Raw genomic sequence first — 24,028 nt, 5'->3', positions numbered from 1 at the left:
ACACTGGTTGAAGCCGTCTTCCAGGGTAATGTGGAGGAAGTAAAGCGAATGTTTGACGACGTTTAATGCCCCGCGCCATAGGCCGCGTTGATGGTTCGTTTCGCGGCGTCGTAATGGTTCTTGAGCCGTTTGATCCCCGACATCTGGGTAATCGGCGAACCGAAGTACCATAACGGGGTGATGATCATAACAATATCTTGCACCGGCGTGTCCGCCCGGTATTCACCCGTGCCAATGGCCAGTCTTACCGCATGGGCCACACACTCCTCAAAGTATCGTGACATCTCGGCGATACCCTCAACCACTTCGGTGTCCACCGTGCTGAAGTCAAAGCGGGCCCGGGAGGAAAGGCTCCACGGGGTCAGTTCGTCGCCCGGTTTGTTGAACTCCCCGAAGCGGCTTCTGGCATCCTCAAACAGCAGGTCGATTCGTTCTTCGAGCGACAGACCCGGCTTTAACCAGATCCTCTCCAGAGAGACTTTTACCTCCTCAAACGTCTGGCCAAAGACCTCCTTGACCAGCTCGGACTTATTGCCGAAGTGATAGTGAAGATTTGCCCGGGTCGAGCCGACTTCCTTGGCAATATCCCCGTAGCTCACCGCATCGAGGCCCCTCGTAATAAAAAGGCGCCGGGCCACCTCAAGCACTTGGGCCCGGGTGTCTTTCGATTTCCGGCGAGCCGGGGACGCTGTTGCTGAGGCCTCGGCCATGAGTACTCCTGAAGCTGGGATCTGTTGTGCTCATCATTGCCAATCGCTTACTTACTTGCAAGTCAGTTTTGTTTCATTAAAACTGACTTGGGCGTAAGTAGTTTCAGGAAGAACAGTAAGGAACGTCTGCTAATAACCACAACAGAAACAATAGAAAAGAAGGTGAAATCGATGGAGAGGATTCTGGTCGCCAATCGCGGTGAAATTGCCATCCGGATCATCCGGGCCGCGCGTCAGTTGGGCAAGGAAACCGTTGCGGTGTACGCCAGGGACGATGCAGCCTCTCTTCATGTCACATACGCTGACCAGGCTTGCGAGCTTCCCCGGGAGGGTGCGGCTGGCTATCTGGATGCCCGGGCCCTGGTTGATGCTGCATGCCGCATGGGTTGTACAGCGGTACATCCGGGCTACGGTTTTCTCAGTGAGAACGCCGACTTCGCCCGGCTTTGTGCGGCTGAAGGTCTTCGCTTTATCGGCCCGACCCCGGAAATCCTGGACCTGTTCGGCAGCAAGGTCAAAGCCCTGCAACTGGCCCGTGACGCAGGTGTGCCGGTAATGCCCGGCACTTCCGAGGCCACCAGCTTGGAGGCCGCCCGTGCATTCGCCGGAGAACACGGTGCCGTTATGCTCAAGGCCATGGCCGGTGGTGGAGGCCGTGGCATGAGGGTGGTGCGAGACGCCGGGGAGCTCGACGAGGCGTTTGAACGGTGCTGCTCGGAAGCCCGGCAGGCCTTTGGCAATGGCGACCTGTATGTCGAGAAACTCCTGCTCTATGCCCGGCATATCGAAGTGCAGGTTATTGGTGACGGCTCCGGCCAGGTGACTCACCTCTGGGAGCGGGATTGCACGGTCCAGCGCCGCCACCAGAAGCTCATTGAGATCGCCCCGAGCCCGGTGCTTGATGAACACCTGCGGGAGCAGATCCTGGACGCGGCTGTGAAGCTGGCCTCCCATGTTAACTACAGTAACATTGGCACCTTCGAATTCCTGGTGTCTGACGAGGGCTTCTGGTTCATGGAAGCCAATCCCCGGCTGCAGGTCGAGCACACCGTGACCGAGGAAATCACTGGCATTGACCTGGTCCAGACACAAATCCATATTGCCTCCGGTCAGTCGCTGGCGGACCTTGGCCTGCAGACATCGCCCGCGCCAAAGGGATTTGCCATCCAGGCCCGTGTGAACCTGGAGGAGCTCTCCGAAGATGGCACGTCAGTGCCCCGGGCCGGGCTGATCAGGGCCTTTTCACCACCGTCTGGCCCCGGCATTCGGGTGGACACCTATGGCTACGCCGGCTACCGGAGCAGCCACCGCTACGATTCACTGATCGCCAAGGTAATCGCCCGTGGCCATGATTTCCCCGGGGCGGCAAAAGCATTGTCGGCAGCCCTGCGCGAATTCCATATCGCGGACATACCGACCAACACGCCGTTGCTGAGGGCCATTCTCGACCACCCGGACTTCCTTGGCGGCGACTACAGCACATCCTTCATGGCTGACCACATGAAGGCGTTACAGGGAAGCATGGCGGGGCAGAGTACGCTCGCGCCCCCAGGCTCGCCCGATAGCAGTCCGCAGGACCAGACTGTCGGCCCGGATACAACCGCACTTCCGGCGGATTACGACCCTTCCGACGCCATCCACGCGCCGATGGAAGGGATGATTGTTTCGTTGGATATAGCCATTGGTGATCGGGTACGCCGGGGAGACCCCCTCATGGTGATCGAGGCCATGAAAATGGAGCAGTCGGTTCGTGCGTCTCACGACGGTATCGTCCGGTCGATTGCCGTAAAGCCCGGTGACGTTATCAGGGAGCGGAGTATTCTGGCGATCATCGAGTCCAGCGGTACGGAGGCATCCCATGAGGATTCCGCAACCGGTTCGCTGTTTACCGAAGAGGATCAGGGCTGGGGTGCGGAAGTCGACGAAATCAACCGTCGGCTCGAGCTGGCCCAGGAAATGGGTGGTCCGGACAAGGTCGGGAAGCAGAAGGCCAAGGGCAAGCTGACCGCCCGCGAGCGTGTGCAGGCCCTGGTGGACGAGGGCAGTTTCACGGAATTGGGGGCCCTGACCGGTTTTGGCGAGTACGACGAGAACGGCGAGCTGATCACCGTCAAGCCCGCCAATTTCATAGGCGGCACCGCGCGGCTTGATGGCAGGCGGGTCACCCTCGGCGTGGACGACTTCACTCTGCGGGCCAGCTCAGGCGATGCCGCCATTCACGCCAAGCAGATCTTCCTGGAGAACTACGCCCGCCAGATGCGATTACCCGTGGTACGCCTGCTGGATGGTGCGTCCGGCGGTGGTAGCGTGAAAATGGCCCTGCAGAACGGTTTCCATTATGTGCCCCTGAACCCCGGCTGGGATGCCGTGGTGGACAACCTTTCCCTGGCGCCGGTCGTCGCAGCGGCCGTGGGCCCGACCGTCGGGCTGGGGGCAGCGAGGCTTGCCATGTCGCACCTGGCGGTGATGGTCCGGGGCATTGGCCAGGCGTTCACCGCCGGGCCCCCGGTGGTCAAGGGCAGCACCGGGGAGGACCTCACGCTCGAAGAGCTCGGGGGCACCGACATCCACGCGGAGAGTGGCGTTGTTGAACGCATGGTCGGTTCCGAGCAGGAAGCCTTTGACGTCATTCGTGCCTTCCTGTCCTATCTGCCCCGGAATGTTGACGAGCTTCCACCGAGAGAGGCTTGTGACGACCCGGTGGATCGATGCGAGGAATCCCTGCTGACAGCCATCCCCCGCAACTCCCGCAAGCCCTACGATATCGGGGCAATCCTGGAGTCGATCTTTGATCAGGGGTCGGTGTTCATTTATTCGGAATACGGTGGCTCGACCGTCACCGCGCTGGCCCGTCTCAATGGCCATCCCGTTGGTGTACTGGCGACCAACCCGCTTAAGGGTGTCACCATGTCCGTCGAGGGCGCGCAGGCCGCTACCCGTCTGGTGGACCTGTGCGAGACGTTTCACCTGCCCCTTGTCAGCCTCACGGATCAGGGTGGCGTCTCCATCGGCTCCGCGGCGGAGCGGCGGGGCACCATCCGCCACGGTGTACGAGCCATTTCCGCGATATACCAGGCCAGGGTTCCCCAGGCAGAGCTGATCCTGCGCAGGATCTTTGGCGTGGGCGGCGCGGGCATCGTCAACCGGCACCGAGCGTCGCCAAGCTGGTCCTGGCCGTCGGGCAGCTGGGGCTCACTGCCGTCCCGTGGGGGCATCGAGGCTGCGTTCAGCGGCCAACTGAACCAGGCGGAAGACCGGGAACAGGAAATGCAGCGGTTGGAACGATTGATGGAAAACATCGCCTCTCCCTTCCGCACCGCCGAGAAATTCGGAGTTCAGAACATGATCGATCCACGGCAAAGCCGTCGACTGCTCTGTGAGTGGGTGGAGGATGCCTACAGTACATTGCCGCAGTTGCTCGGCAAGCCGGCGTTCGGCGCTCGTCCTTAGTCTCCGTCATTGTTCGACGCCTTTCCGGTCCTGGTAGAGCAAGGCGGCGTCCCTTGTGAGGAAGTCGCCCTTTGGCCTGATCTTGGTCTTTTAGACCATCCCAAACATTGTTGTTTTGTATTCTTTTGGATACACTTTGATCATGTACAAAATTTACGCATCTCAGCTTTTCAATGACTGGCTGGATGGTCTGAAGGACCAGAAAGCGAAAGGCAAGATACTGGCCAGGATGGACCGTGCGGAGTGTGGAAACTTTGGAGATCACAAGGCGCTCGGTGACCACGTATCGGAGATGCGGCTGACCCATGGTCCCGGGTATCGGATTTATTACACGCAGGTTGAGGATGTGGTTTTCCTGCTCCTGAACGGTGGTGACAAATCCTCCCAGAAGAAAGATATCAGGAAGGCCAAGGAAATGGCCGCTGAGCTTCATGAGGCTGGCAGGTAGGAGGTGATGACGATGGCTGTAAATCAAGATGCAATGGAAAAGTACGGTGTCCGCCCCTTTGATGTGGCGGAACACCTGAAAACCGATGAGGATATCGCCGGCTACCTGACGGAAGTGCTTGTAGAGGGCGATATGGACGCGTTGCTGAAAGCACTTAACAATGTCGCCAGGGCCCGTGGTATGACACAGGTTGCAGAGGCGGCCGGTTTAGGTCGAGAGAGTCTGTATAAGGCTCTCTCTGAAGGTGCCAAGCCCCGGTTCGATACAATCAACCGCGTACTCAATGCGCTCGGCGTCTGTTTGCGGGCAGAGCCTGTTGGTAGTGAAACAACAGCACGAAACTCAGGCAACGACGAAAAGCTGAACCTCGCCTGATACGGCGGCGCAGGAAAATAAATCGTAAAAAGCCCCCGAACGTTTCCGCTCGGGGGCTTTTCAGTATCTGGTAGGACCAGGCAGATTTGAACTGCCGACCGCTGCCATGTCAAAAATGCGCGCTAACACTCAGTAAGTGTATGTGTCTGCTATAGAAATATCTTTCAGCGCCATGCATCTAGTGCACGTACTTCACACTTTATGAATCAGTACACTAGATACTGTATATTGACAATACTCTATCGACCAAATCTCCTGTCCCCATGGCTATAGACGACAACGAAAGACATACGAAAAACGGTCAAGATGCCGATTAGCTGGAGGATGTTGCTTCAGATCTCGAGAGAGTCAAACGAAAACAAGAAGAGGCTTTTTCTGATGAAGCGGGTGAACCGAGATTTAGCCGGTCTGGAGTAAATCCCCAGGAAGCTGCTCACCGTAGAACCCAGAACTTGCATAAGGCTGCTCAAGCGGTTGACGCAAGGAACAAGAAACGCGAGGCAGATAAGGAGGAGCAGCAGCGCAGAGCACTGATTGCAATGAGTGAGCTCGCGGAAGTGCAGTCCGACAATCTGATAAAGCTCAGACAACAGGTGGAATCAGACTCGGTTCAAGCTGGTATCAATTTCGACAAGTCTCATCGACTTGAGAGGCGGGTCTATATTCTGAATTGGGTCATTGTGTCCGTATCGATCGTCACCGGTTTGATTGCTGCTGCTGGGGTTTGGGTGACCATGCAGTCTGGTACAGATATCTCCCCTGAAATTGAAGCTCTCACCGAGTCAGTTGTTGAATTGAGAGGCTCAGTATCGGAGTTGGAACGGAAAATAGGCCAGCTTAGTCCCGCCGATTCAGAAGCGATTTCAGCCCCAGCCCAGCCTCAACCCGCACCAGCTCCCGCTGATGCCCCTTCTGATAGTGCTCCGTCATCTTCTCATCAGCGTGGGCCATAAGCGGCTGGATGTAGGTCTCGTTGTCGTAGCCAGCTCGCGTGTAGAGCCATGAGCCCAGGCACGGATTTCGTGGAAGGTGGGACGTTAGCCCCGGGGCAGGTGGTCACAGGCGCCGGATTGATCGCGGTACTTCCGGAACTGCTCAATGAAGTGGTTTGGGGCCGGTTTGGTCCAGTGGTTGCGTTCTTCAGCTTCTTTCGTGCGTTTGGTGAAGTCAGCGAACGGGAGGTCCACCTCACGTTGCAGCAGGTTCCGGCCGAGTATAATATGCCGTGGAGTAAAAGGACTTGAAAAAGGATTGACGACATGGACGCACCGCGAGCTGAGGCGACCCTTGAGGGTCGGCGCCTTTACGACCGGGATCACGATTCCTACCATTACTACGAAATTGAAGGTGTCATCTGCACCGTCAATGAGCACTGCACTCTCGAACAGGTCGCTCTTTTCAACCGGATGCACCCCGCCCCGGGGACCTTTTCCAGTACGACACCGGTAGTCAGTGGCCAGTTGGGCATGGCAAGCCTCGGCTACGAAGGCACGAAACTGGATGACTTTGGCCCGATCATTCACCAAGTGTCGAACGACGGGCTAACGGTGGTGAATATCACGGCGGAGGGCCATCGTCTATATCCTGGTTACGTCCGTCGAACGGTTTTCCGCAAAGGCGACGATATCTACATCAGGACGGTCGGCGAAGGTATCGGAGCCATGCCCCGCATCAATGAAGATTTCGCCTCGGTTCTGTGGAACGGCCTCGTGAATTCGCATATCCGGTACCGGATCAACCTGCAATACAGGGTCAAGCAGCATGCCCGGTGAGCGGATTTTTCGCGGTTTTCTGGGGTTCCTGGTAACGCCCGCTATTGCAGCCGTCGCTTATGCCTTATTCGCATGGGGTGGAGAGCTTCGGCTGTTCGTTTTGCCATTCACGCTTGCCGTGGCGTATGGGCTGACGGTAGTTTTCATGTTACCGGCGTTTCTGTTGCTCACCACCAAGGGCTGGTATTCATGGTGGTCTGCGGTCGCCGTGCCCGGGATCATACTTGGTGTGTTCTTCCTGATATCTTCCTATTTCTCGTATCAGGATTATGGAGCGCTGGAATCTGGTGGGCGTGTACTGGCGAAGGATGGCGCGTTGACGACGGCTGGTTGGCTCAACCTCTTTGTTGATAGCGGGATAATGGCCGCTATAGGCTGCGCTTCCGGTTCGATTTTCTATGTCATCTATGGGCCAGTAAGGCGTTCTTGTAGGGTAGGAGCAGGGTAGGGGCGTTATCCTCTTCTCATTGCGGCCCAGCGAGACGTCGACGAGGGCCAGACCGGATTGCTTTTCCCCTCTATCTGGCCGCAAAAGAAAAGCCCCCGAACGTTTCCGCTCGGGGGCTTTTCAGTATCTGGTAGGACCAGGCAGATTTGAACTGCCGACCTCTGCCATGTCAAAGGGAAGGCTTAAGCTGTCCAAGTTGTTGTTTTATAACCAAATGAGAAGCTATTTTGTGCGAACTCAACGCATTAGGCGAACATAAGGAAAACAACGACTTGTATACTGTATATTGCATCCACTAATGGCCCAGAATATCCGATACATCCAGATCGGCCCGTACCTTTACCCACTGCTGTTCATGCCCCTTCTGGTAGTGCTCGGTCATCTTCTGGTCTGCGTGAGCCATTAACGGCTGAATGTAGCTTTCGTTGTCATAACCCTGTTGCTTATAGAGCCAGGAACCCAAAGCCCGGATTTCATGGAAAGTGGGACGTTCTCTCCGCTCCACCGTATCGAAAATACCCGTCAGATCACGAAGGCGACGGAACTCCGATGAAAAATGGTTGGCAGTAAGCTGTGACCAGTGTTCGCGATCCTGTGCTGTGTTACGTCGCTCCGGTTCGCGGTGAACAATATACGGACTGGCGATGCCGGAGCGCCTAGCCCGGGAAATGATCCCGGCCAGTCTGGAGCTTTCGATTTCCAGATACGCATGTTCATGCTTCTCGACCTTCTGGCGGATTACGCGGATCGTTCCTGTTTTTTGATCGAACTGCGAGAACTTCAAACCGATTACTTCATAGCGTCCCTGTAGGGTGATCAGTGCCAGCTCCATCGCAATTTGCATCCAGCTGGGGGAGATGGCATGGATAGCAGCGAACTGTGCTGGGGTCATGCGCTTCCTCTTCTTTTTAACGTCGGATCGGGCGAATGTAACTTCTGCCGGATTTTCCTGGTCAGCAGGATAGAGGCCTTTTGTCTGTGCAAATCGGAAGAGATCCACCAGGGTATTCCGGTGCTTTACATAACTGTCCCGGGTGAAGCTGGAATCCAGATATTCCGAAATGGCTTTTACATCCCTGGATTCAATGAGCTCCCGGCCCATATCCGCATCAAAGCGATTGAGCCGGTAATTGATGTTCTGGAGCGTACTGGCGGCCAGCTCCTTGTCAGCCAGATGCTCTTTCCGGTACCGGTCGATAAGGTGGCTCATGGTCTGGTCAGCAGTGCCTAGGACAGAACCAATCAAATCCCTCTCCCTGCTTAGCAGGCCATTGAGCTGGCGTGCTGCGGCCACAGCTTCGGGCTTTATGCTGCCCATGGTGTGCCAGGTCCGGGTGTCAGGTCGCCTGTATCGGAAGTAAGGGACGCCGTTGCGAACCTCACAATAGAGGTTCTCTGGCAGGTCAGAGTTACGCCGTAGGCGCTTTCGTGGAGCCATTAGTTAGCCATCACTCTGTCAATAAGCGGGTTGCCGGTAGCGGCGTTGTATTTTTCCGGGTCGACAAACCAGAGGTAGCCAACTTTACGGGCGCCAACAATATGGCCCCCCTTGGCCCATTTCTGGCAGGCACGTAGGGTTGGTCTGGGTTCATCGAAGGTTTCATTGCGCCAAGTTTCAAGGGGTTTAAGTTTAGCCATGATCACCTCCCGCGCTCTTGCTCTGGACGTAGACAGATTTTAACTTTGGCCCTTTCCTAATGTTTTTGCATACGTGCTTGAGTGGGAACCAGCTCAGGGAAGCTGTATCGTCTTTAATTGGCGATTGATTGGGGAAGTCATTTTCCGATTTCATGATCTTATCTATCTCCTGCATTTTTTAATAAAAATAGGTTTACTGAACTGTTTATATCGGTGCCATTTTTTATTATTCTTAAGGCTAACGATAAAGCATAGGTGCATAATCTGTGATTCCTTACTCCAGATATATTAAAGTTAAATTGCTTTTCGATATTCGGCTCTTTGATATGTCTGCAGTCCGATAAGTTTATTATTCTGCAGCTGGATTCAACTAACCTTTCTAATTTTTCTTGACTGTCTAATCGAACGAATATATAAGAGTTGGTTTCTATTCCTTTATTGCATCCATAAAGTTCGATAATTGGACCAAAAAACTCTATTTGGAAAATGTCTTGATTAAATTTATTGATAAGTATCCGCTCTGCCATCTCCTGCAAGTAGACATTCTTAGAATAAATTGAGTAAGCATGATTTAGCATGGTTTACCTCGGACAATGCCAAGTTAATTGGAATGTATTTATTGATCTCTTGTTCATATTTTACTACAAAGGGAAGTTTGACCAAGAAAATAGATTTATAATTGGCGGGACATTAAATGCTAGGAATTTTATTTATTTCTCCTGCAGTGGGGTGCTGCAGGAGATCTGGCTAATCAAAACCAATTTGGACCATTAGACTGGAAAAGATCATCATTGCTTACCTTGTCGACTTCCTCTTTTTCAGTTTGCAGCCTCATAAATTGTGATTGTTCACCTTTATGAGTTCTGATAAGCAAGGAAACTTCTACTTCGTGAAATTCTTCCACTTCCTGAGCAAGAGCTCTGATTTCGTGCATCAGGTTCTGAATGTTACGCATGTCGTTCTCCTGGGTGGGATGCGATTCCAGTTCAGACTACAACATTGCTTTGATCTAGCAAGCAGACGCAGCGGGTGGCATTTGAGAGGGGTTTGTGGCCGGGATCATTGGATAGTGCTAGAGCTTCAGTAGATGCTCATTCAGTGTTTAGGGCCTGGCTATTTTTTTCTGTGGCCGGGGCAATAAGGGTAATTAGTACTATGAGATAATTCGTACTATTTCTCCTTCACCAAAGAGTGTCCCGAGCCCGTCATTACTGACGGAGTCGAGATCCTCACTGAATGAAGCCTACTGCTACGAAGCCGGCTTTGTTTCAGGGGTGGAGGATGCGCTCTAATTCGTTCAAGGCTTTGCTATGGCTAGCCGCGCTCATTTTTTCGAGATTTCGCAACTTCCATCGAACTGCAGGAAGGTGTTCAACACCAGGGAGTCCCAGTAGAGTCCATTCCGGCGCGCATCGCTTGAACGTCAGCAAGAATTGTCGCTCCTGTTCAGTCAATGATGAATGAATCAGATTTACTAGCTGGTCACGAGTTGTTTCCAGTTCGTGCAGTGGCACATCTTCCTGCGCCATGCTTCGGAATTCGCCTTCATATAGGCCTGAAATGTCTTTGAAGTTTGGGCGCAGAAGTTCAGCGATGGGTCGGTTGTGGCTAATCATATAGACCAAGAGGGCCTTTCTCAGGCTGTCAGCGATTCCTTCGTTATCCAGCAACAACTTTACATCGAATAGGTCTCTCGGATGCTGGCGGTCCAGGGCTGCGCATATTTTCCCGGCATAAAGATCCGCGAAATGAACGACTTGGATTTCAGCGTACCCAAAATCTTCTTCCACGCTCTCGCTGACAGGCATCACCGTGGGGGTGTACACGGTTCCTCTTAGCACTGGCGAAAGTTCGATTTTGATCTGCGCGCCTTCTTTGTTCACGGTGAGTCGTAAAGCATCCTGTTTCTCGCGAAATGATTCGACAACCCGAACGCCGGGTATTCCAGAGCGAATGGACTCGGCCAACGTCGTAAGGCTTTGTCGAATCGTATTCAGCGCCTCGGCACGTTCCATCATGGGAAGAAAGACCAGATCAATATCCACGGATAAACGGGGGAAATCCCGGAAAAACAGGTTTATGGCTGTGCCCCCTTTGAGTGCAAAGCAGCCATGCTCAGCTACGTAAGGCAACAGTTGTAACAATAGCTGGACCTGTCGATGGTATTGAACTCGTCTATCCATGCTCATTCTCGTCATGCATCTCTCTAGGTACAGTTATGGCCCACTTGGGGTGAAGTCGGCCGCGCTGTGCTATAACTCGCTTTCCGGACCCCAGATCGTATGCGTCAGGCTCAAGGCCTTTAAACCAGGCATGCCCATTCCGCTCAGCTAGCCATAGAAATAGCCGTTTGACCTTTATATTGCCGCATGCTCTCAGAAGAGCATCTATCTTCCTCGGCGATAGGTTAGATAATCCCTGCATCAGCGCATCTGCGTGTTCAAAACTGACAGCGGAGGGCACCTCTGTCAGCACTTCCAGCAAAGCTTTTTCCGGACACGAATAGGTGACAGGAGGTAGCCCGTCTTGCCAGTTATATTCGCGAAGAAATCCGAGATTCCTCATCACTGATTCGGGCCAAAGACGAGCGGTGCTATGTCGCTCGAAGTGCGCAGCTACTGGGATTCTGTTGATCCAGCCTGGTAGGGGCGATTCTGAGAATATATGAACACGCACCTCCGAACTCGTTGACAAGAAGTGCGTGAATCCAGCGAGATCCAAAGCGGTTAAGCCGCCCACGTGGATAGGCTGTTCGGACATTCGTTGAAGAGAAGCCACGACACCTGGCCAGCGAACGGATTTTTCGTACAGCGCGTAAACCCCTGAAGTCAGGGGAAGTAGGGTCCGACTACGTATGGCATTGTCCACAAAGTGCAGGTTCAGGCCCTGATCGATTAACCACTGCTTGGTCGCCAGCATAGAAACTGGTAACAGCTGCTTTAACCGTTCGCGTGCTTCTTTATTTAACATGGTTTGAGTAACCCCAAAAATGCGGCAATGACCGCCGTGTTATTTATGATACGCAAACCGGCAAAGATCTCAAGGTTTAAATATTCGATAAAATACGTCGATAAATGCCGTGAAAAGTGCAGAAGATAAACCCAAGGTTGTATTGCCGTCCTGAAAGGTGATCAGGGAGTAAAAAAGGACAAGAGGTCCTGGGGAAGCGCCTTATCTAAAACATATGAATGTTGAGGTCAGGTGAAGGCGCCCAGCTGGGGTGGCGCTCTCTCATGCCTCGTGGTTCCCCCCACTGCTTGCTGCGAAAAAGGCCTACTGCTGTGTTGATAGCCTTTTCAGGTGAGCCATAAGCGTCTTCGGTCATGTCACCATGGAGGATGCTCCAGGAGACCTGCGCAGCGAATTTTTCTACGTCCGGGGTCAGGTGTTGGCTGCCGTTGAGAACCCGCTTGATGACTTTCAATTCAATCGAAAGCTGGCTCAATGGAGTCGCTGAAGGGTCGTCTGCAAGTGCTTTTGCGAAGCCGAGGAGGTCGTCTTTTGGTGGGTGTTTAAGGTCGCTCCGGTAGCGATAGCTACTGACGTACTGCAATAGTGCCTTGGGAAATAGAATCTTGGTTGTAGAAACCCTTTGACGAAATGGGTCAAGACTCGACTTGCCATTGTTGATTCGACGGATTAACGACGCTTCCACCAGAGCTCTGTTGGCTCGTTCAACGGAAGACCGTGAGATTCCGAGCCTTTCCTGAAGCGACTCAGCACTGATGGCGCACTCCCATGAATCCTGCATTTTCCCGAGCCGCCAATATTCGAGGAATACCCGGATGGCAGAACTGCTCAGGTTCGTCTCGTTGTGGAGGTAGTTCTCCAGAGCGATCGGGGTGTTACGGTATTCATAGTGGCGGTCGATAAACTGGGCGATTTGCGCTTCGCGGGTGGTCATGATCGTCTGTGTTTCTAGGGTAAATGAACGTGTAGTGAATAATTTACCGAGAATTGCCGTATAGAGGTACCCACGTTACATTTTATTACGTTCCAGCGGCCTCATTGACCGTTGGGCCAGGGGAGTGAGCATCACGGAAATTGAAGGAGGCGCATTCATGCCCATTACAATAGAGATTAAATTTGATCCGCGAGAAACGTTGCCGGCGAAACTTTCCCGGCAGGCCGGACTGAGAGGGTTAACTGACGCTGAGTTCGCGAAACGGTTGATTGCGGATGGGCTGGAGCGGCTGGATACCGGAAATAACCAGCCGGCAGAGCCGGGCGAGACCATGGATGATTTTTTGATAAGGAACGGCGCGCTTTATCCCAATAAATAAAGCGCTGACTGTTGTCTGTCAGGCGTCCCGGTTTCTTGGATAATTTATGATCGTTTCAGTGGTGTTGATCGTCACGTTCGGTGCTTGACGATGCCCACCCTGCAGCAATTGATACTCCGCTGGATGTAAGACCGGCCTGCGCATGCTCTGAAATAGTGTGGGCACTGGATCGCTCATCACCGGATCGCTCGCGTTCGCGATCAGTCGACCGATGATCTCATCAACGACGATATTGTCGGCATTTTCGACGTCGAAATATTCGAAGAAATTTTCCTGATTTCGTTCGTCCATGGACGCAATGATTCCGTCAACGTCCAGTACCGGTACGCCCGCTATCGCGAGGGCTTTTGCATCATCTCTGGTGTAACACGGACGGAAGAAGCCCTGCGTCCCCTGATCTTCTTCTTCGGAAACATAACGAAACCCGCCGTCATGAGCACGGTGGATCGAAAACCTCCCCAAGATCATCTGTTCCATAAGAAATTCATTAATAAGCCCAAGAATTGTTTTGTCATCTGTATATACAGTAAAAATAAAAACAATAATTACCTCAATCGGTTGATCCATAAAATGATACATAAAAATGAAGGCTGTTCGAGTCGTCAAAACGCCAATTTTCCGCGTTTAGACGAAAATAAGTGTATTCATTTCGAGATAACCTATAGGAAATAAACTATTGGAGGTCGGATGTGAATATTGAAAAATGCTGGCACGTGATAAAGCAAGAAATTGCCAATATTGATGATCGCAGATCTAATGATTTTGATCTGTTGTTACGATGTCTCGTATTGGCCGCTGAGGACGTCGTCGACGAGTTCAAAGAATCGAGAGAGTTTCATAAAAAAAAGAACTCGAAATTTCAGTTTTGGACATACGTACCGAGTGTGTCGCGCGGGGCGGCTACAGTTGTTATCCGATGGCGTAAATATAGTGGCCATGGAAGATTCTCAGATTCAGTGGCAACATCCGTGCTAACCAACTACAGGATTCCGATGTCTGTGTTTCAAAAAACAACGAGAGCTGAAAAAAGGGCGATTGTCCACGCGGAGGCTCAGTTTGCGAAAATCCGAAAAATTGGTGAGCAGTTAATAACGATTGGCCAGGCTCATAATGCGATGATCGACATTGCCGGAGCTCGCCCTCTAAAAAAAGGCTTCTACGTCAACGACACAAAATCGGAAGAAGATGAGCAGGTAGACAAAAACGCCGACAATACCTCGATTAATGAAACGAAAGAATTCACGGAGCGAGAACGCGACGAGTGGCGCAGACGGAACGGTTTACCCCCGCGGTACAGCTAACGGCTGTACCACAGGGGGGAGGGTTGTGGCCAAGATAGGATAGGTAACATGGCCTCCTGGATGCTGTATCCAAAAAAGAAGTGGCCGAGGGGAGGGGGAGTGTAAAAAAAGCGGCCTCGAACATGGATACATTGAACTCGAAGCTCAGGAAAACCTGCCGATAGATTCGTAGATGTTAGGGTTTGAGAGAGCACCGACAGAGTACCTGTAGTGTACCTGGCTCACATATCCACTGGATTTTGGTTAGCCTAGAACAAAGTTTCAAATATGCGGTACACTTCCGGTACATTACAGGTACACTTAAAACGAATCGTTTAAATCATTACAAAACGGATCGTCGTCAATGCTGGAAAAGCTGATATCAATGCCGTCTGGCGACAAATCGAACCCGAATGGATTTCCCCCGACGTCGAACCCACCAATACCGCCATGCGCCATAGGAAGCCCGGTAGCCGGATTAATATGGCATTCGTCCATAAATCCGTTATTTGGTTCAGAATCCGCGAGTGCTGAGTCCTCATGATCAAAGCGATCTAGGTCGTCATCGTCGTCTAAAATTGAGCTCGCCAGCGCTGCCCCGAATGCAGCACCTGCGATAAACCCCACAGGTCCGAAGACCGCGCCAATCGCCCCGCCAAGTATTGCCAGAAGAATTATCACAAGCCTACCTCGTCAAAGTCTCACTCACACAGAACAAGGTTATCTGAATCTGGTATTCGCCCAAATCGCGGTGCGGAGAGGTAAGTAGATTCAGAACTGATAGTCAGCTCAATCGACCGTAAGAGCACATCTTTCTTTGCTTCATGGCGGCAGCAGGTTGGGTGGCCGGGGTTTTTGAGTGTTTGTCCCTTAGGGTTCTGTGCAGTATATTGCAGTACATTTGCAGAAGCTTCTGGAGAAGGCCATGGCTGCCACAAAAACAGCAACGCTGACCTTTCGCATAGACCCGGCCCTGAAACAGGCATTGCGTGACGCTGCGCAACAGGAACATCGATCCATCGCCAACATGGTGGAGGTACTGATCCGGGATTACTGTGAGGGACACGGCATCGCCATTGAAGGCCCAGAAGAAACAAAAATCGATGGGGAACGTTCAGCATGATCAAGACAGTAAAGCAGGCCTGCCACTTCAACCCGGTGATTCAGGATTACCGGATGAGCTCCGGTATTGAGAACCTGGCGGACCTGATCAGTGACGCGGGAGATGGTCGGGAGTTCTTCTCCAGAAACTTCGTCACGCATGGTATGGAGCAGTTGTTTCGTGAAGGAATGCTCCGACTATCCGGCAAGTCTGACCAAGCTGTGTTCGAGCTTACGCAAGCCATGGGCGGCGGTAAAACGCACATGATGATCGCTCTGGGCCTGTTGGCCAGGCATACCCATCTCCGTCCTGAGGTTCTACCATCCGAGCTCAGTGAGCGCGTCGATTTCGGGGATGCGCGTATCGCCGCTTTTAATGGGCGCAACAACCCTGACAACTATGTGTGGGGTGATATAGCGTCCCAGCTTGGTGAGGACGAGGCGATCAAGCCCTACTGGGTGAATGGACCCAAGGCCGTGGATCAACGTCAATGGAAAGAGATCATTGGTGACAAGCCGACTTTGATCTTGCTGGACGAGCTGCCTCCTTACCTCCAAAACGCCTCTACTCAAATGTTTGGAAACGGCACTCTGGCGGATATGGCTGTTTATAGCCTGAGTGCTTTGATGACAGCGGCGTTGGAACTACCGAACTGCTGTATTGTTATCGCCAACCTCTCAGGCAGCTACAAAGCCCAGACTAAGGCTCTTGCGGAGGCGGTGGACAACCTTCAGCAGGAGGCTCGCCGCCAGGCTATGACCATTACCCCAGTGCAGCTGGCCGGCAATGAAATCTACGAAATTCTTAAAAAGCGCTTGATCGATGAGCTCCCCGACGAAGCTACGATCGCTGAGATTGCTGAAGAGTATGCTCAGCAGGTCAAAAAGGCGGAGGACGGCGGGTACATCGTAGCGGCCAGCATCGAGCAGATCGCTGAGCAGGTCCGGGAAACCTACCCGTTCCATCCGTCGTTCAAGCACTTGGTAGCCTTGTTCAAGGAGAACGAGGGCTTCCGGCAAACTCGCGGTTTGATGCAGTTCACCGCACGCCTTCTGAAGAGTGTTGAGCAGCGAAAGACTGACGATGTGTTCCTCGTTGGCACACAGCACCTGGACTTCAACGATTCTCAAGTCAAGGATGAGGTTGAGCGCATAGCGCCAAATTTGATACCTGCGATTTCGCATGATATCGCCGATGATGGTGATTCGATTGCCGAAATGATCGACAACGAACTCGGTGAAGACGCGGCTCAGCAAGTCCTGACGTTGCTTTTAACATCGTCATTGTCACGAGCCGTTGGAGGGCGGATAGGCCTTTCAGAAAGCGAGGTTATCGAGTTCCTCGCTGCACCAAACCGAAAAGCCGATGCGTTTATGGATGCCCTGCAGAGGCTGCGTGAGCAAGCCTGGTATCTGCACCGCGAAGAACAAAGGTATTTCATTAAGGAGACGGAAAATCTTTCGAGGCAGATTGAACGCAACGCTAAAGAGGTGCCCCAGCCGAAAATAGACCAGGCACTCATTAATTGGTTGAGCGGCATTCTCCAACCGGAGAGAAAAAATGTGTACCAGGATGTACAGGTGCTGCCGCAGTTCGATGATCTGAGGCTCGGCGGTCCGAGGGTGCTGATCGTCATAAAGCCTGATGGCAAGGTGCCCCCAAGTGACTTGCAGAATTTCTTCGACTATCAGCAAGAGAAAAACAACCTGTTGGTCCTTACTGGTCAAGACAGCCATCTTACTGATGCCGTCGAAGACCGACTCCGAGAGCTGTACTCGATTGAACAGATAAGCAAGCGCCTAAAATCTGGCGATACGTTGTTCGAGGAAGCTCGGGATCGAATGGAGGAGGCTAAAGACCGATTCAATAAGGCACTCTCGGCCGCTTACAACCGGGTGTATATTCCCAGCACCGATGAAATCGACGGTCGACAGTTTCTGGCACCGGTTACGATCGATAATGGTTTGAAGCTTGGCGAGGGCGACCAGTCTGCCGAGGCTCAAATAGAGGCTTTGCTGGCCAGTCCACGTTCCAACTACAAGCTTGCGATGGATCTGTCTGATGATTATTCGCAGTACTTCGCTATGGCAGAGGAGTACCTCTGGCCTGCCGGAAAGGAAAATCGTCGCACTCCCTGGAAAGATGTCGTATCTCGTGCCAAGAGCAATCCAGCCTGGCCATGGATGCCGGGCGCTAGTGGTATGGATACCCTCAAAGCTGAAGCACTGAAGCAGGGCCGTTGGCGTTTGGGAGAGGATGGGTACGTAGAAAAGGGACCATTCCCGAAAGAAAAAACTGCTGTGAATGTGTCCTTGGTTGGCTCTCATCCAGAGACGGGTGAGGCCATTCTTAGCCTAACACCTCGCCACTCAGGCGAGAGTCCTGTCGTATACGTTTCCACCAGCCCGGACGTTTCAGAGGCGGACACAAAAGTAGAGGACTTGGAAAGCTTTCACACGACTGAAGGCACGCTCTACTTCATGGCCAAAGACCCTACCGGAAAATATGAGGTGGGCACACCAGCGCGTTGGCTGGCGGACTTGAAGATTCGTCATCAGGTCTCGCCGGCGGGTGATAAGCGGACGGTTACCTTGCAGTGCACTCCCCAAGCTGAGATGCATTTCACCGTGGATGGTGCGAACCCCAAGGATGGTAAGCTGTACGAGGGACCTTTTGAGGTTGGTCCTGAGGCTATTCGTCTCCTCGTTCACGCGAAGGCGGGTGAGGCAACGAAAAACGCCGACTTCCAGATTCCGGCCAGTGGTGATGAGCGGGTTCAGATCGACGATACGAAACCGGCGCGATTGGGCAGTACAAAGCGTGTTGCTTTGGACACCACAGATCGTGTTTTTGGAGTGATCAATAGATTCAAAGACCAAACAGGCACACGATTCAAAGGAGTTCGAATTGAGATCGGCGAGGGCGAAAACACGGTAACCGTGCGCTTCCAGGAACGAGAAATCTCCGCGGCCATGATCGAGGGTACCGTCAACAGTCTGCGAGAGGTTCTCCATGAGTCGCAGGCTCAGGTGACGATCACCATCTCGGACGGTATTCATTTTGAAAGTGGCTTCGAAGCCAAAGAGTTTGCCAAGATCGCTGGCATGGAGCTTCGCCCAGGCGATGTCTCCCAAGAGGATTAACCAGATGTCGAATGAGCGCGTCGTTCGCGATAAAAAAGAAACACAAGGTAAGCGCGATGAAGAGCCTCAAACGCTAGGTTTTGGAGTGCCTGCTACTTCCGACCCTCATCATTTCAAGGTGATCATTCCGAAAGCAAACACTGGCAGGGTTCAGATTAGCGAGTACTTGGGCCTACAGACACAGAGTACTGAGTTGTCTGTAATCGATCGGGTATTTCTGGAACGCCCGAGATGGACTGCCGTCCGCGCTGAGGTACAACGTGCTTTTAATGCAAGATTGAAGGCTCACAACCTCAGGACCTCAGCTTGGAAGGTTGGCGAAAATGTCGTTGATCGCTTATTGGGGAAGGAGCTTTGTGTATTGGCTTGGGCCATTGAGGACATGGAGATGGATAAAATTCCTGTGGCCGTTCGCAATTGGCTGGCTTTACGACCTGAAGAGCGTTGGTGGCTATTTGGCATGACGTCTATTAGCACCGGGGGGATCAAAGACGGCACTAAAGGATGGCGTTTGGCTCTCCGCCATGCACTAGGTGATGTCGCACAAAGTGATCTCCTGCAACCTCGGGCTCGGAAAGAGCGTGGAGGTGTCAACGACGGGGCTCGTCCGACACTGGACTTGTTTGGTGGAGAATAAGTGATGAATGGCAACAAATCAGACGCCCCCCAAACGTGGCCTTATCCTGGCTCGCGCTGGTGGAAATTCGACTTCCATACTCATACTCCCGCATCGACAGATACGAAACATTGGCAAGATGTAAAAGGCACTCCCGATGAGGTGACACCGGAGCAGTGGCTGCTGAAATACATGCAAGCTGGTATTGATTGTGTAGCTGTGACTGATCACAACAGTGGTGCTTGGATTGATGAGGTTAAGGCAGCGAATCAGCGAATGAAGTCCCTGGCAGAGCGAGGAGAAGCTTGCGAAAACTATCGCGAGATAACCCTTTTTCCAGGTGTGGAGATCTCCGTTTCCGGCGGATTTCATTTGCTAGCTATTTTTGATGTAGGCGCGACTACGCGGACTATTAACGATTTGTTAGCAGCTGTGCGGTACCGAGGGTCCGACGGGGATAGTGACGGCGTTACCAGTGAGGGGCCTGAGCGAGTTGTCATCGAAATTCTTGAAGCGGGGGGGATCCCGGTACTTGCACACGCGGACAGCCAGAAAGGACTCCTAGCAGTCCAGCCAGGCACAAAAAAATGCCAACTTGATCCCAACACGGTAAAGCAAATTCTTGATATCGAAGAGTTGCGAGCTGCGGAGTGGGTCGACAAGCAATCCATGTTTCCAGAACTGGTCGAAAAAAGATGCTCCCACCTTGCTATGGTGCTTGGTAGTGACAGCCACTCTTTCCAAGGCAATGCAGTTCCGGGATCTCGCTATACATGGGTCAAAATGGCACGGCCCAACCTGGAGGGGTTGAGACTCGCGATATTAGATGGCAATGATATCTCAATTCGCCGAAGTGACGATGATGCCTTTGAGCCATACCACACGCCAGAACATGTTATTACGGCCATTCAAATCCAATCTGCCCGTTATATGGGAAACGGCCGGCCCGCACGGGTGGAGTTTAACCCATTTTATAATGCGCTTATTGGAGGGCGAGGCACCGGTAAGTCAACCATCGTTCATGCACTGCGCCTCGCATACAGACGCCAGGAGGACTTGAAACGCCTGGAAGGAACTGAACCATTCCGCCAATTTGAGTTATTCGCTAAGACTTCGAAGGGGCGCGAGGGAGAGGGCGCGCTTCGGGAGAAAACCGAAATCCTGATTGAGGTGGAGCGCGATGGAATTCCGCATAGGTTACGTTGGCGAGCAGATGGTCAGGGCGAAGTTGTTGAGGAAAAGACCAGCCTTGGCGTATGGAAAGAGTCAACCGACCCAACGATAAACGCTGAACGTTTTCCGATTCGGTTATTTTCACAAGGTCAAATCGCCGCCTTGGCAGGGGAGAATCGTCAAGCTTTGCTTGATGTCATTGATGAAGCCGCGAACGTAGCGCCGCTGAAAAGGAATTTTGAAGATCTTAAGCAAACTTACTTCACGCAGCGGGCCAAACTTCGCGAGTTGAGTACCCGCTTGCAAGAACAGCCGAAACTGGAGAGGGAACTCAAGGATGTCCTTCGTAAGCTTGAGGCATTCTCTCAGTCACACCATGCTGAGGTTCTAAAGGCTCATCAAATCGCCCAACGGCAACAGCGGGAAGTGATTCAGACGCAGGAGCAGCTTGATGCTTTTCCGAAGCAAATTGAGTCAGTTTTAGACGAGCTGGTGCTGGATGACTGGCCGGAGAGTGTTTTTGATGGATCTTCAGACGCTGACATTCTGAGTTGGCGAAGTGATGCAGAGGCTGTGCTCGCAGGTGTGCGTAAAACGTTGTCTGAGGAAGTCTCAGTTTTTAAGAAGAGATTGGGTCAGCTGCACGAAAGTACCCAGATTGGTGCTTGGCGTAACCGTGTTTTCACAGCTAACGAAAATTACAAAATTCTGCAGTCCAAGTTGGTGGAGCAAGGTGTCACTGACCCCCAAGCCTTTGGTCGCCTGGTTCAGGAGCGTCAAAAGCTGGAGGGGCAAATAAAGCAGTTATCGCTTGTGCAGGAAGAGAAGGAAGAGTTGGTCGCCAAATGTACACGTCAGTGGCAAGAGCTGGCGCAGGCGCGCAAAGCCATTAGCGAGGCTCGGAATAAATTCATACAGGAAACGCTCGGGGATAATACGTTTGTTCGCATGACCGTTGTCTCGTTTGGATACGATGCAAAGGCCATTGATCAAGAACTTCGCGCCTTGCTGGACATAACACCCGGGAAATTTGAGAGTGATCTCCTCCAACGAGACGAAGGAGGTGAGCCGGAGAGCGGTCTCGCTTATGAGCTCATAAGGTCCTCCGATAGAGAAGAGGCGCTAAATTCCCTTAAACGACGGTTGCTTAATGGCAACGAACTAGGTGGCCATTTTCGGAACTTTCTCCAACGCAAGCGAGAGAACACACCTAGCTTCGCGGACCAGGTTATCTGCTGGTTTCCTGAAGATGATCTCAAGATTGAATACAGTCGGTCTGGAGAAGGAACCGACTGGAGGCCGATCACACAGGGATCACAAGGGCAGCGTTCAGCGGCGCTTTTGGCCTTTTTATTGGCGTTTGGTAAAGAACCTTTGGTCTTGGATCAGCCTGAGGATGATTTGGATAACCATCTGATATACGACTTGATCGTTCGACAAATTCGTGCCAACAAACAGCGCCGACAGCTGATCATTGTTACCCATAATCCCAATGTTGTCGTAAACGGGGATGCTGAAATGGTCCACGCCTTCGACTTTTTGGGGGGGCAGTGTGGAGTTGTTCAAAAAGGGGCTCTTCAAGAAAAATCGCTTAGAGACGAGGTCTGCAGAGTGATGGAAGGGGGGCTAGAAGCTTTTAGTCGTCGCTGGGCAAGGCTTGGCCGGGAAAAATGACGATGTTTGGAAGTAAAGTAGAACTTTTGGAGAAAATCCGTCTGGGTGAAGATAGCTATCTGGAGCTTAAGGATGTGCGCTTTGCTGGCGGTAAAGTGCGAGGCCCCCGGCAGAATGATTTGGCTGACGAGCTCGCGGCTTTTGCTAATAGCCGGGGTGGGCTATTGATACTCGGGGTCGATGACAGAACACGAGAGGTCCTGGGCATTGACACTGACCAGCTGGAACAAGTCGAAATATTGGTACAGCAGTCGTGTGAGCAATCCATACGACCACCACTTTTTCCAATGATTGAGCGTTTAATGCTGGCGGATTCAACAGGCAGCGATCGGGCTGTTCTGAAAGTCGAAGTCGCCCCTAGCCTCTTTGTCCACCAGAGCCCATCGGGTTACTTTCATCGATTGGGATCTTCCAAACGACCGATTCCACCCGATCATCTCGCGCGTCTTTTCCAGCAGCGCAGCCAGTCTCGGTTGATACGTTTCGATGAAACGCCAGTTGCAAAGGCATCCTTGCAGGAATTGGACGAACCGCTATGGCGTCGTTTTACCCCGGCGAATGCTAAGGAAGATCCGGAGCATCTGTTGAGTAAACTTGCCATGGCTAGTCGGGATGATGCAGGTGTGTGGCGACCGACAGTATCCGGGCTTCTCCTGGCCTCTCACCAACCAGAGAGTTATTTGCCGGGAGCTTTTGTTCAAGCTGTAGCCTACGCTGGCACGAATATCGCGCCGACAGCCGAACACGCCTATCAACGAGATGCTCGCGATATCACTGGACCATTGGACGAGCAGATTTTTGGAGCCTGTGACTTTGTGCGCAAGAATATGCAGGTTGCGGCGCAAAAGACGGAAAGTGGCGGTCGGGAAGATCTACCCCAATTCGACATGCTAGCGGTGTTTGAGGCTGTAACCAATGCGATCGCTCATCGTGATTACTCCATGCCTGGCAGTAAAGTGCGCTTGCGCCTGTTTGATGACCGGCTGGAAATTTATACTCCCGGTCTTTTGCCAAACACCATGACTACCGATAGCTTGCCATATCGGCAGGCTGCCCGGAACGAGGCGATTACTAGCTTGTTGGCTCGATGCCCTGTGGAGCGGGATGAGTTGGCGCATTACCGCAGCCATATTATGGATAAGAGAGGCGAAGGGGTGCCCATTATCCTGCAGCGCAGCCGGGATCTATCTGGAAAAGAGCCTGATTACCGTATGGCGGACGACAGTGAGTTGCTCTTGATTATTTATGCAGCAAAATTTGAGGATCATTGATGGCAGTTAAAGCTGGAATAGAATGTCAGGAAGCAAATGTTGAACTTGTGCCTCGGGCGCTGAAGGATGCACCGGCACTTATCGAAGCTGTATTCCCCGCCCAGAAAATTTCATTCGAAGCGCAAAGGGAACGCAAGGCCGGTGCCGGTCAAACGCTTACTGCTCTTGGATCGTACTGGAAAGGGCGTAAGCCCTTAATACTTGTGCGTGCCATTGTCTTAGGCACGCTTTTGCCGCAAACCGACGATGCTGAGCGAGATTTGGCAATTTTCGAAAAATTGCTAGCTTTTGATGACGAGGGCTTAAGTCGAAGAGCGTTAGTGCAAAACAACCTTACTCCTGCTGATATTGCCTCTCGAATCGATCTTCGAAACCCATGGGATTATTTTACGCATAACCTCAAGTCTGATGATCCGATGTTTGATGAGCTTGCTCATTGGACTTGCCCTTTTGATGCATCTGAGGACGGCATAAAGTTGCGCTGGAGACGGGATGCTACTGAGTCGGATAAGTTAGAACTCTATGGCAAAGCGCTCGGAAGGTAATCCCCCCATTTTTAGCGGGGTTCAAAAGTAGACCTCAGGCCATGATGGCCAACTTCTGTTGAGGAGTAATTCCCCCGAGTCCCATATTGGGTCGTTCGTG

23 protein-coding genes are annotated in these 24,028 nt (G+C 52.5%); 14 read left to right on the top strand and 9 right to left on the bottom strand.

All coding sequences use genetic code 11. The features are described 5' to 3' along the window. Positions 1–62: 62 nt before the first annotated feature. A complete protein-coding gene (locus ACFOZ5_RS11410) occupies positions 63–710 on the bottom strand; it encodes a TetR/AcrR family transcriptional regulator (RefSeq protein WP_379887366.1) in 648 nt (215 codons plus the stop codon). A gap of 171 nt (positions 711–881) precedes the next feature. Here ACFOZ5_RS11410 and ACFOZ5_RS11405 point away from each other — a divergent pair, with 171 nt between their 5' ends. The 6 genes from ACFOZ5_RS11405 to ACFOZ5_RS11380 all read left to right on the top strand — a co-directional run bounded on the left by ACFOZ5_RS11405 (position 882) and on the right by ACFOZ5_RS11380 (position 7,203). Then, a complete protein-coding gene (locus tag ACFOZ5_RS11405; RefSeq protein WP_379887364.1) occupies positions 882–4,160 on the top strand; it encodes a carboxyl transferase domain-containing protein in 3,279 nt (1,092 codons plus the stop codon). 142 nt (positions 4,161–4,302) lie between these two features. Then, on the top strand, positions 4,303–4,608 hold the full coding sequence (locus ACFOZ5_RS11400) for a type II toxin-antitoxin system RelE/ParE family toxin (protein ID WP_379887362.1): 306 nt from the start codon (positions 4,303–4,305) through the stop codon (positions 4,606–4,608). A 12-nt stretch (positions 4,609–4,620) separates the two neighbouring features. Then, positions 4,621–4,983: an addiction module antidote protein gene (locus ACFOZ5_RS11395; RefSeq protein ID WP_379887360.1), complete on the top strand. Its 363-nt coding sequence runs from the start codon at positions 4,621–4,623 to the stop codon at positions 4,981–4,983. A 452-nt stretch (positions 4,984–5,435) separates the two neighbouring features. After that, positions 5,436–5,936 carry a hypothetical protein gene (locus ACFOZ5_RS11390; RefSeq protein WP_379887358.1) on the top strand — a complete coding sequence of 167 codons (501 nt, stop codon included), beginning with the start codon at positions 5,436–5,438 and terminating at the stop codon, positions 5,934–5,936. A 306-nt stretch (positions 5,937–6,242) separates the two neighbouring features. Then, positions 6,243–6,755 carry a hypothetical protein gene (locus ACFOZ5_RS11385; RefSeq protein WP_379887355.1) on the top strand — a complete coding sequence of 171 codons (513 nt, stop codon included), beginning with the start codon at positions 6,243–6,245 and terminating at the stop codon, positions 6,753–6,755. Then, positions 6,745–7,203 carry a hypothetical protein gene (locus ACFOZ5_RS11380; RefSeq protein WP_379887353.1) on the top strand — a complete coding sequence of 153 codons (459 nt, stop codon included), beginning with the start codon at positions 6,745–6,747 and terminating at the stop codon, positions 7,201–7,203. Before ACFOZ5_RS11385 ends, ACFOZ5_RS11380 begins: the two co-directional genes overlap by 11 nt. 295 nt (positions 7,204–7,498) lie before the next feature. Here the strand turns inward: ACFOZ5_RS11380 and ACFOZ5_RS11375 are convergent, their stop codons facing one another. The 6 genes from ACFOZ5_RS11375 to ACFOZ5_RS11350 form a co-directional block, all read right to left on the bottom strand. Further along, on the bottom strand, positions 7,499–8,641 hold the full coding sequence (locus ACFOZ5_RS11375; RefSeq protein ID WP_379887352.1) for a tyrosine-type recombinase/integrase: 1,143 nt from the start codon (positions 8,639–8,641) through the stop codon (positions 7,499–7,501). After that, positions 8,641–8,841 (bottom strand): DNA-binding protein, encoded by a 201-nt coding sequence (locus ACFOZ5_RS11370; RefSeq protein ID WP_379887350.1) that lies wholly within the window; start codon positions 8,839–8,841, stop codon positions 8,641–8,643. Before ACFOZ5_RS11370 ends, ACFOZ5_RS11375 begins: the two co-directional genes overlap by 1 nt. 751 nt (positions 8,842–9,592) lie before the next feature. After that, positions 9,593–9,796, bottom strand: a complete 204-nt coding sequence (locus tag ACFOZ5_RS11365; protein ID WP_379887348.1) for a hypothetical protein — start codon at positions 9,794–9,796, stop codon at positions 9,593–9,595. Between the two features lie 313 nt (positions 9,797–10,109). Next, entirely contained in the window at positions 10,110–11,039 is a 930-nt protein-coding gene (locus tag ACFOZ5_RS11360) for a nucleotidyl transferase AbiEii/AbiGii toxin family protein (RefSeq protein WP_379887346.1), read from the bottom strand. Beyond that, positions 11,017–11,811, bottom strand: coding sequence for a type IV toxin-antitoxin system AbiEi family antitoxin domain-containing protein (locus ACFOZ5_RS11355; RefSeq protein WP_379887344.1), 795 nt, complete (start codon positions 11,809–11,811; stop codon positions 11,017–11,019). The genes ACFOZ5_RS11360 and ACFOZ5_RS11355 overlap by 23 nt, the downstream gene beginning before the upstream one ends. A 205-nt stretch (positions 11,812–12,016) precedes the next feature. Then, positions 12,017–12,745: a hypothetical protein gene (locus ACFOZ5_RS11350; RefSeq protein WP_379887342.1), complete on the bottom strand. Its 729-nt coding sequence runs from the start codon at positions 12,743–12,745 to the stop codon at positions 12,017–12,019. Between the two features lie 157 nt (positions 12,746–12,902). Between ACFOZ5_RS11350 and ACFOZ5_RS11345 the strand changes: the two genes are divergently transcribed. Continuing rightward, positions 12,903–13,124 carry a hypothetical protein gene (locus tag ACFOZ5_RS11345; protein ID WP_379887340.1) on the top strand — a complete coding sequence of 74 codons (222 nt, stop codon included), beginning with the start codon at positions 12,903–12,905 and terminating at the stop codon, positions 13,122–13,124. Between the two features lie 18 nt (positions 13,125–13,142). Here ACFOZ5_RS11345 and ACFOZ5_RS11340 read toward each other — a convergent pair whose 3' ends face one another. Further along, positions 13,143–13,730: a hypothetical protein gene (locus tag ACFOZ5_RS11340; protein WP_379887338.1), complete on the bottom strand. Its 588-nt coding sequence runs from the start codon at positions 13,728–13,730 to the stop codon at positions 13,143–13,145. 83 nt (positions 13,731–13,813) lie between these two features. On the opposite strand from ACFOZ5_RS11340, the gene mobI reads away from it, so the two are divergent. Further along, on the top strand, positions 13,814–14,425 hold the full coding sequence (gene mobI / locus ACFOZ5_RS11335; RefSeq protein ID WP_379887336.1) for a conjugative transfer protein MobI(A/C): 612 nt from the start codon (positions 13,814–13,816) through the stop codon (positions 14,423–14,425). A gap of 300 nt (positions 14,426–14,725) precedes the next feature. On the opposite strand, the gene ACFOZ5_RS11330 is transcribed toward mobI, so the two are convergent. Then, positions 14,726–15,085, bottom strand: coding sequence for a hypothetical protein (locus tag ACFOZ5_RS11330; protein ID WP_379887334.1), 360 nt, complete (start codon positions 15,083–15,085; stop codon positions 14,726–14,728). A 244-nt stretch (positions 15,086–15,329) separates the two neighbouring features. Between ACFOZ5_RS11330 and ACFOZ5_RS11325 the strand changes: the two genes are divergently transcribed. Genes ACFOZ5_RS11325 through ACFOZ5_RS11300 form a run of 6 tightly spaced genes read left to right on the top strand, consistent with a single transcriptional unit; the run spans position 15,330 to position 23,928 of the window. Further along, positions 15,330–15,527: a hypothetical protein gene (locus ACFOZ5_RS11325; RefSeq protein ID WP_379887332.1), complete on the top strand. Its 198-nt coding sequence runs from the start codon at positions 15,330–15,332 to the stop codon at positions 15,525–15,527. After that, the gene (locus ACFOZ5_RS11320) at positions 15,524–18,649 is read left to right on the top strand and encodes an anti-phage-associated DUF499 domain-containing protein (protein WP_379887330.1); all 3,126 of its coding nucleotides are present in this window, start codon (positions 15,524–15,526) and stop codon (positions 18,647–18,649) included. Before ACFOZ5_RS11325 ends, ACFOZ5_RS11320 begins: the two co-directional genes overlap by 4 nt. A gap of 4 nt (positions 18,650–18,653) precedes the next feature. Then, a complete protein-coding gene (locus ACFOZ5_RS11315) occupies positions 18,654–19,286 on the top strand; it encodes an anti-phage-associated DUF3780 domain-containing protein (protein WP_379887328.1) in 633 nt (210 codons plus the stop codon). A 3-nt stretch (positions 19,287–19,289) separates the two neighbouring features. Next, a complete protein-coding gene (locus tag ACFOZ5_RS11310; RefSeq protein ID WP_379887326.1) occupies positions 19,290–22,112 on the top strand; it encodes a TrlF family AAA-like ATPase in 2,823 nt (940 codons plus the stop codon). 2 nt (positions 22,113–22,114) lie between these two features. Further along, a complete protein-coding gene (locus ACFOZ5_RS11305; protein WP_379887324.1) occupies positions 22,115–23,383 on the top strand; it encodes an ATP-binding protein in 1,269 nt (422 codons plus the stop codon). Then, entirely contained in the window at positions 23,383–23,928 is a 546-nt protein-coding gene (locus tag ACFOZ5_RS11300; RefSeq protein ID WP_379887322.1) for a DUF1156 domain-containing protein, read from the top strand. Before ACFOZ5_RS11305 ends, ACFOZ5_RS11300 begins: the two co-directional genes overlap by 1 nt. Positions 23,929–24,028 lie beyond the last annotated feature (100 nt).

This window comes from Marinobacter lacisalsi (genome assembly GCF_042651045.1).
GTDB classification, from domain to species: domain Bacteria; phylum Pseudomonadota; class Gammaproteobacteria; order Pseudomonadales; family Oleiphilaceae; genus Marinobacter; species Marinobacter lacisalsi.
The sequence above is the reverse complement of the archived record's forward strand: the minus strand, read 5'-3'. Positions and strand labels throughout refer to the sequence as shown.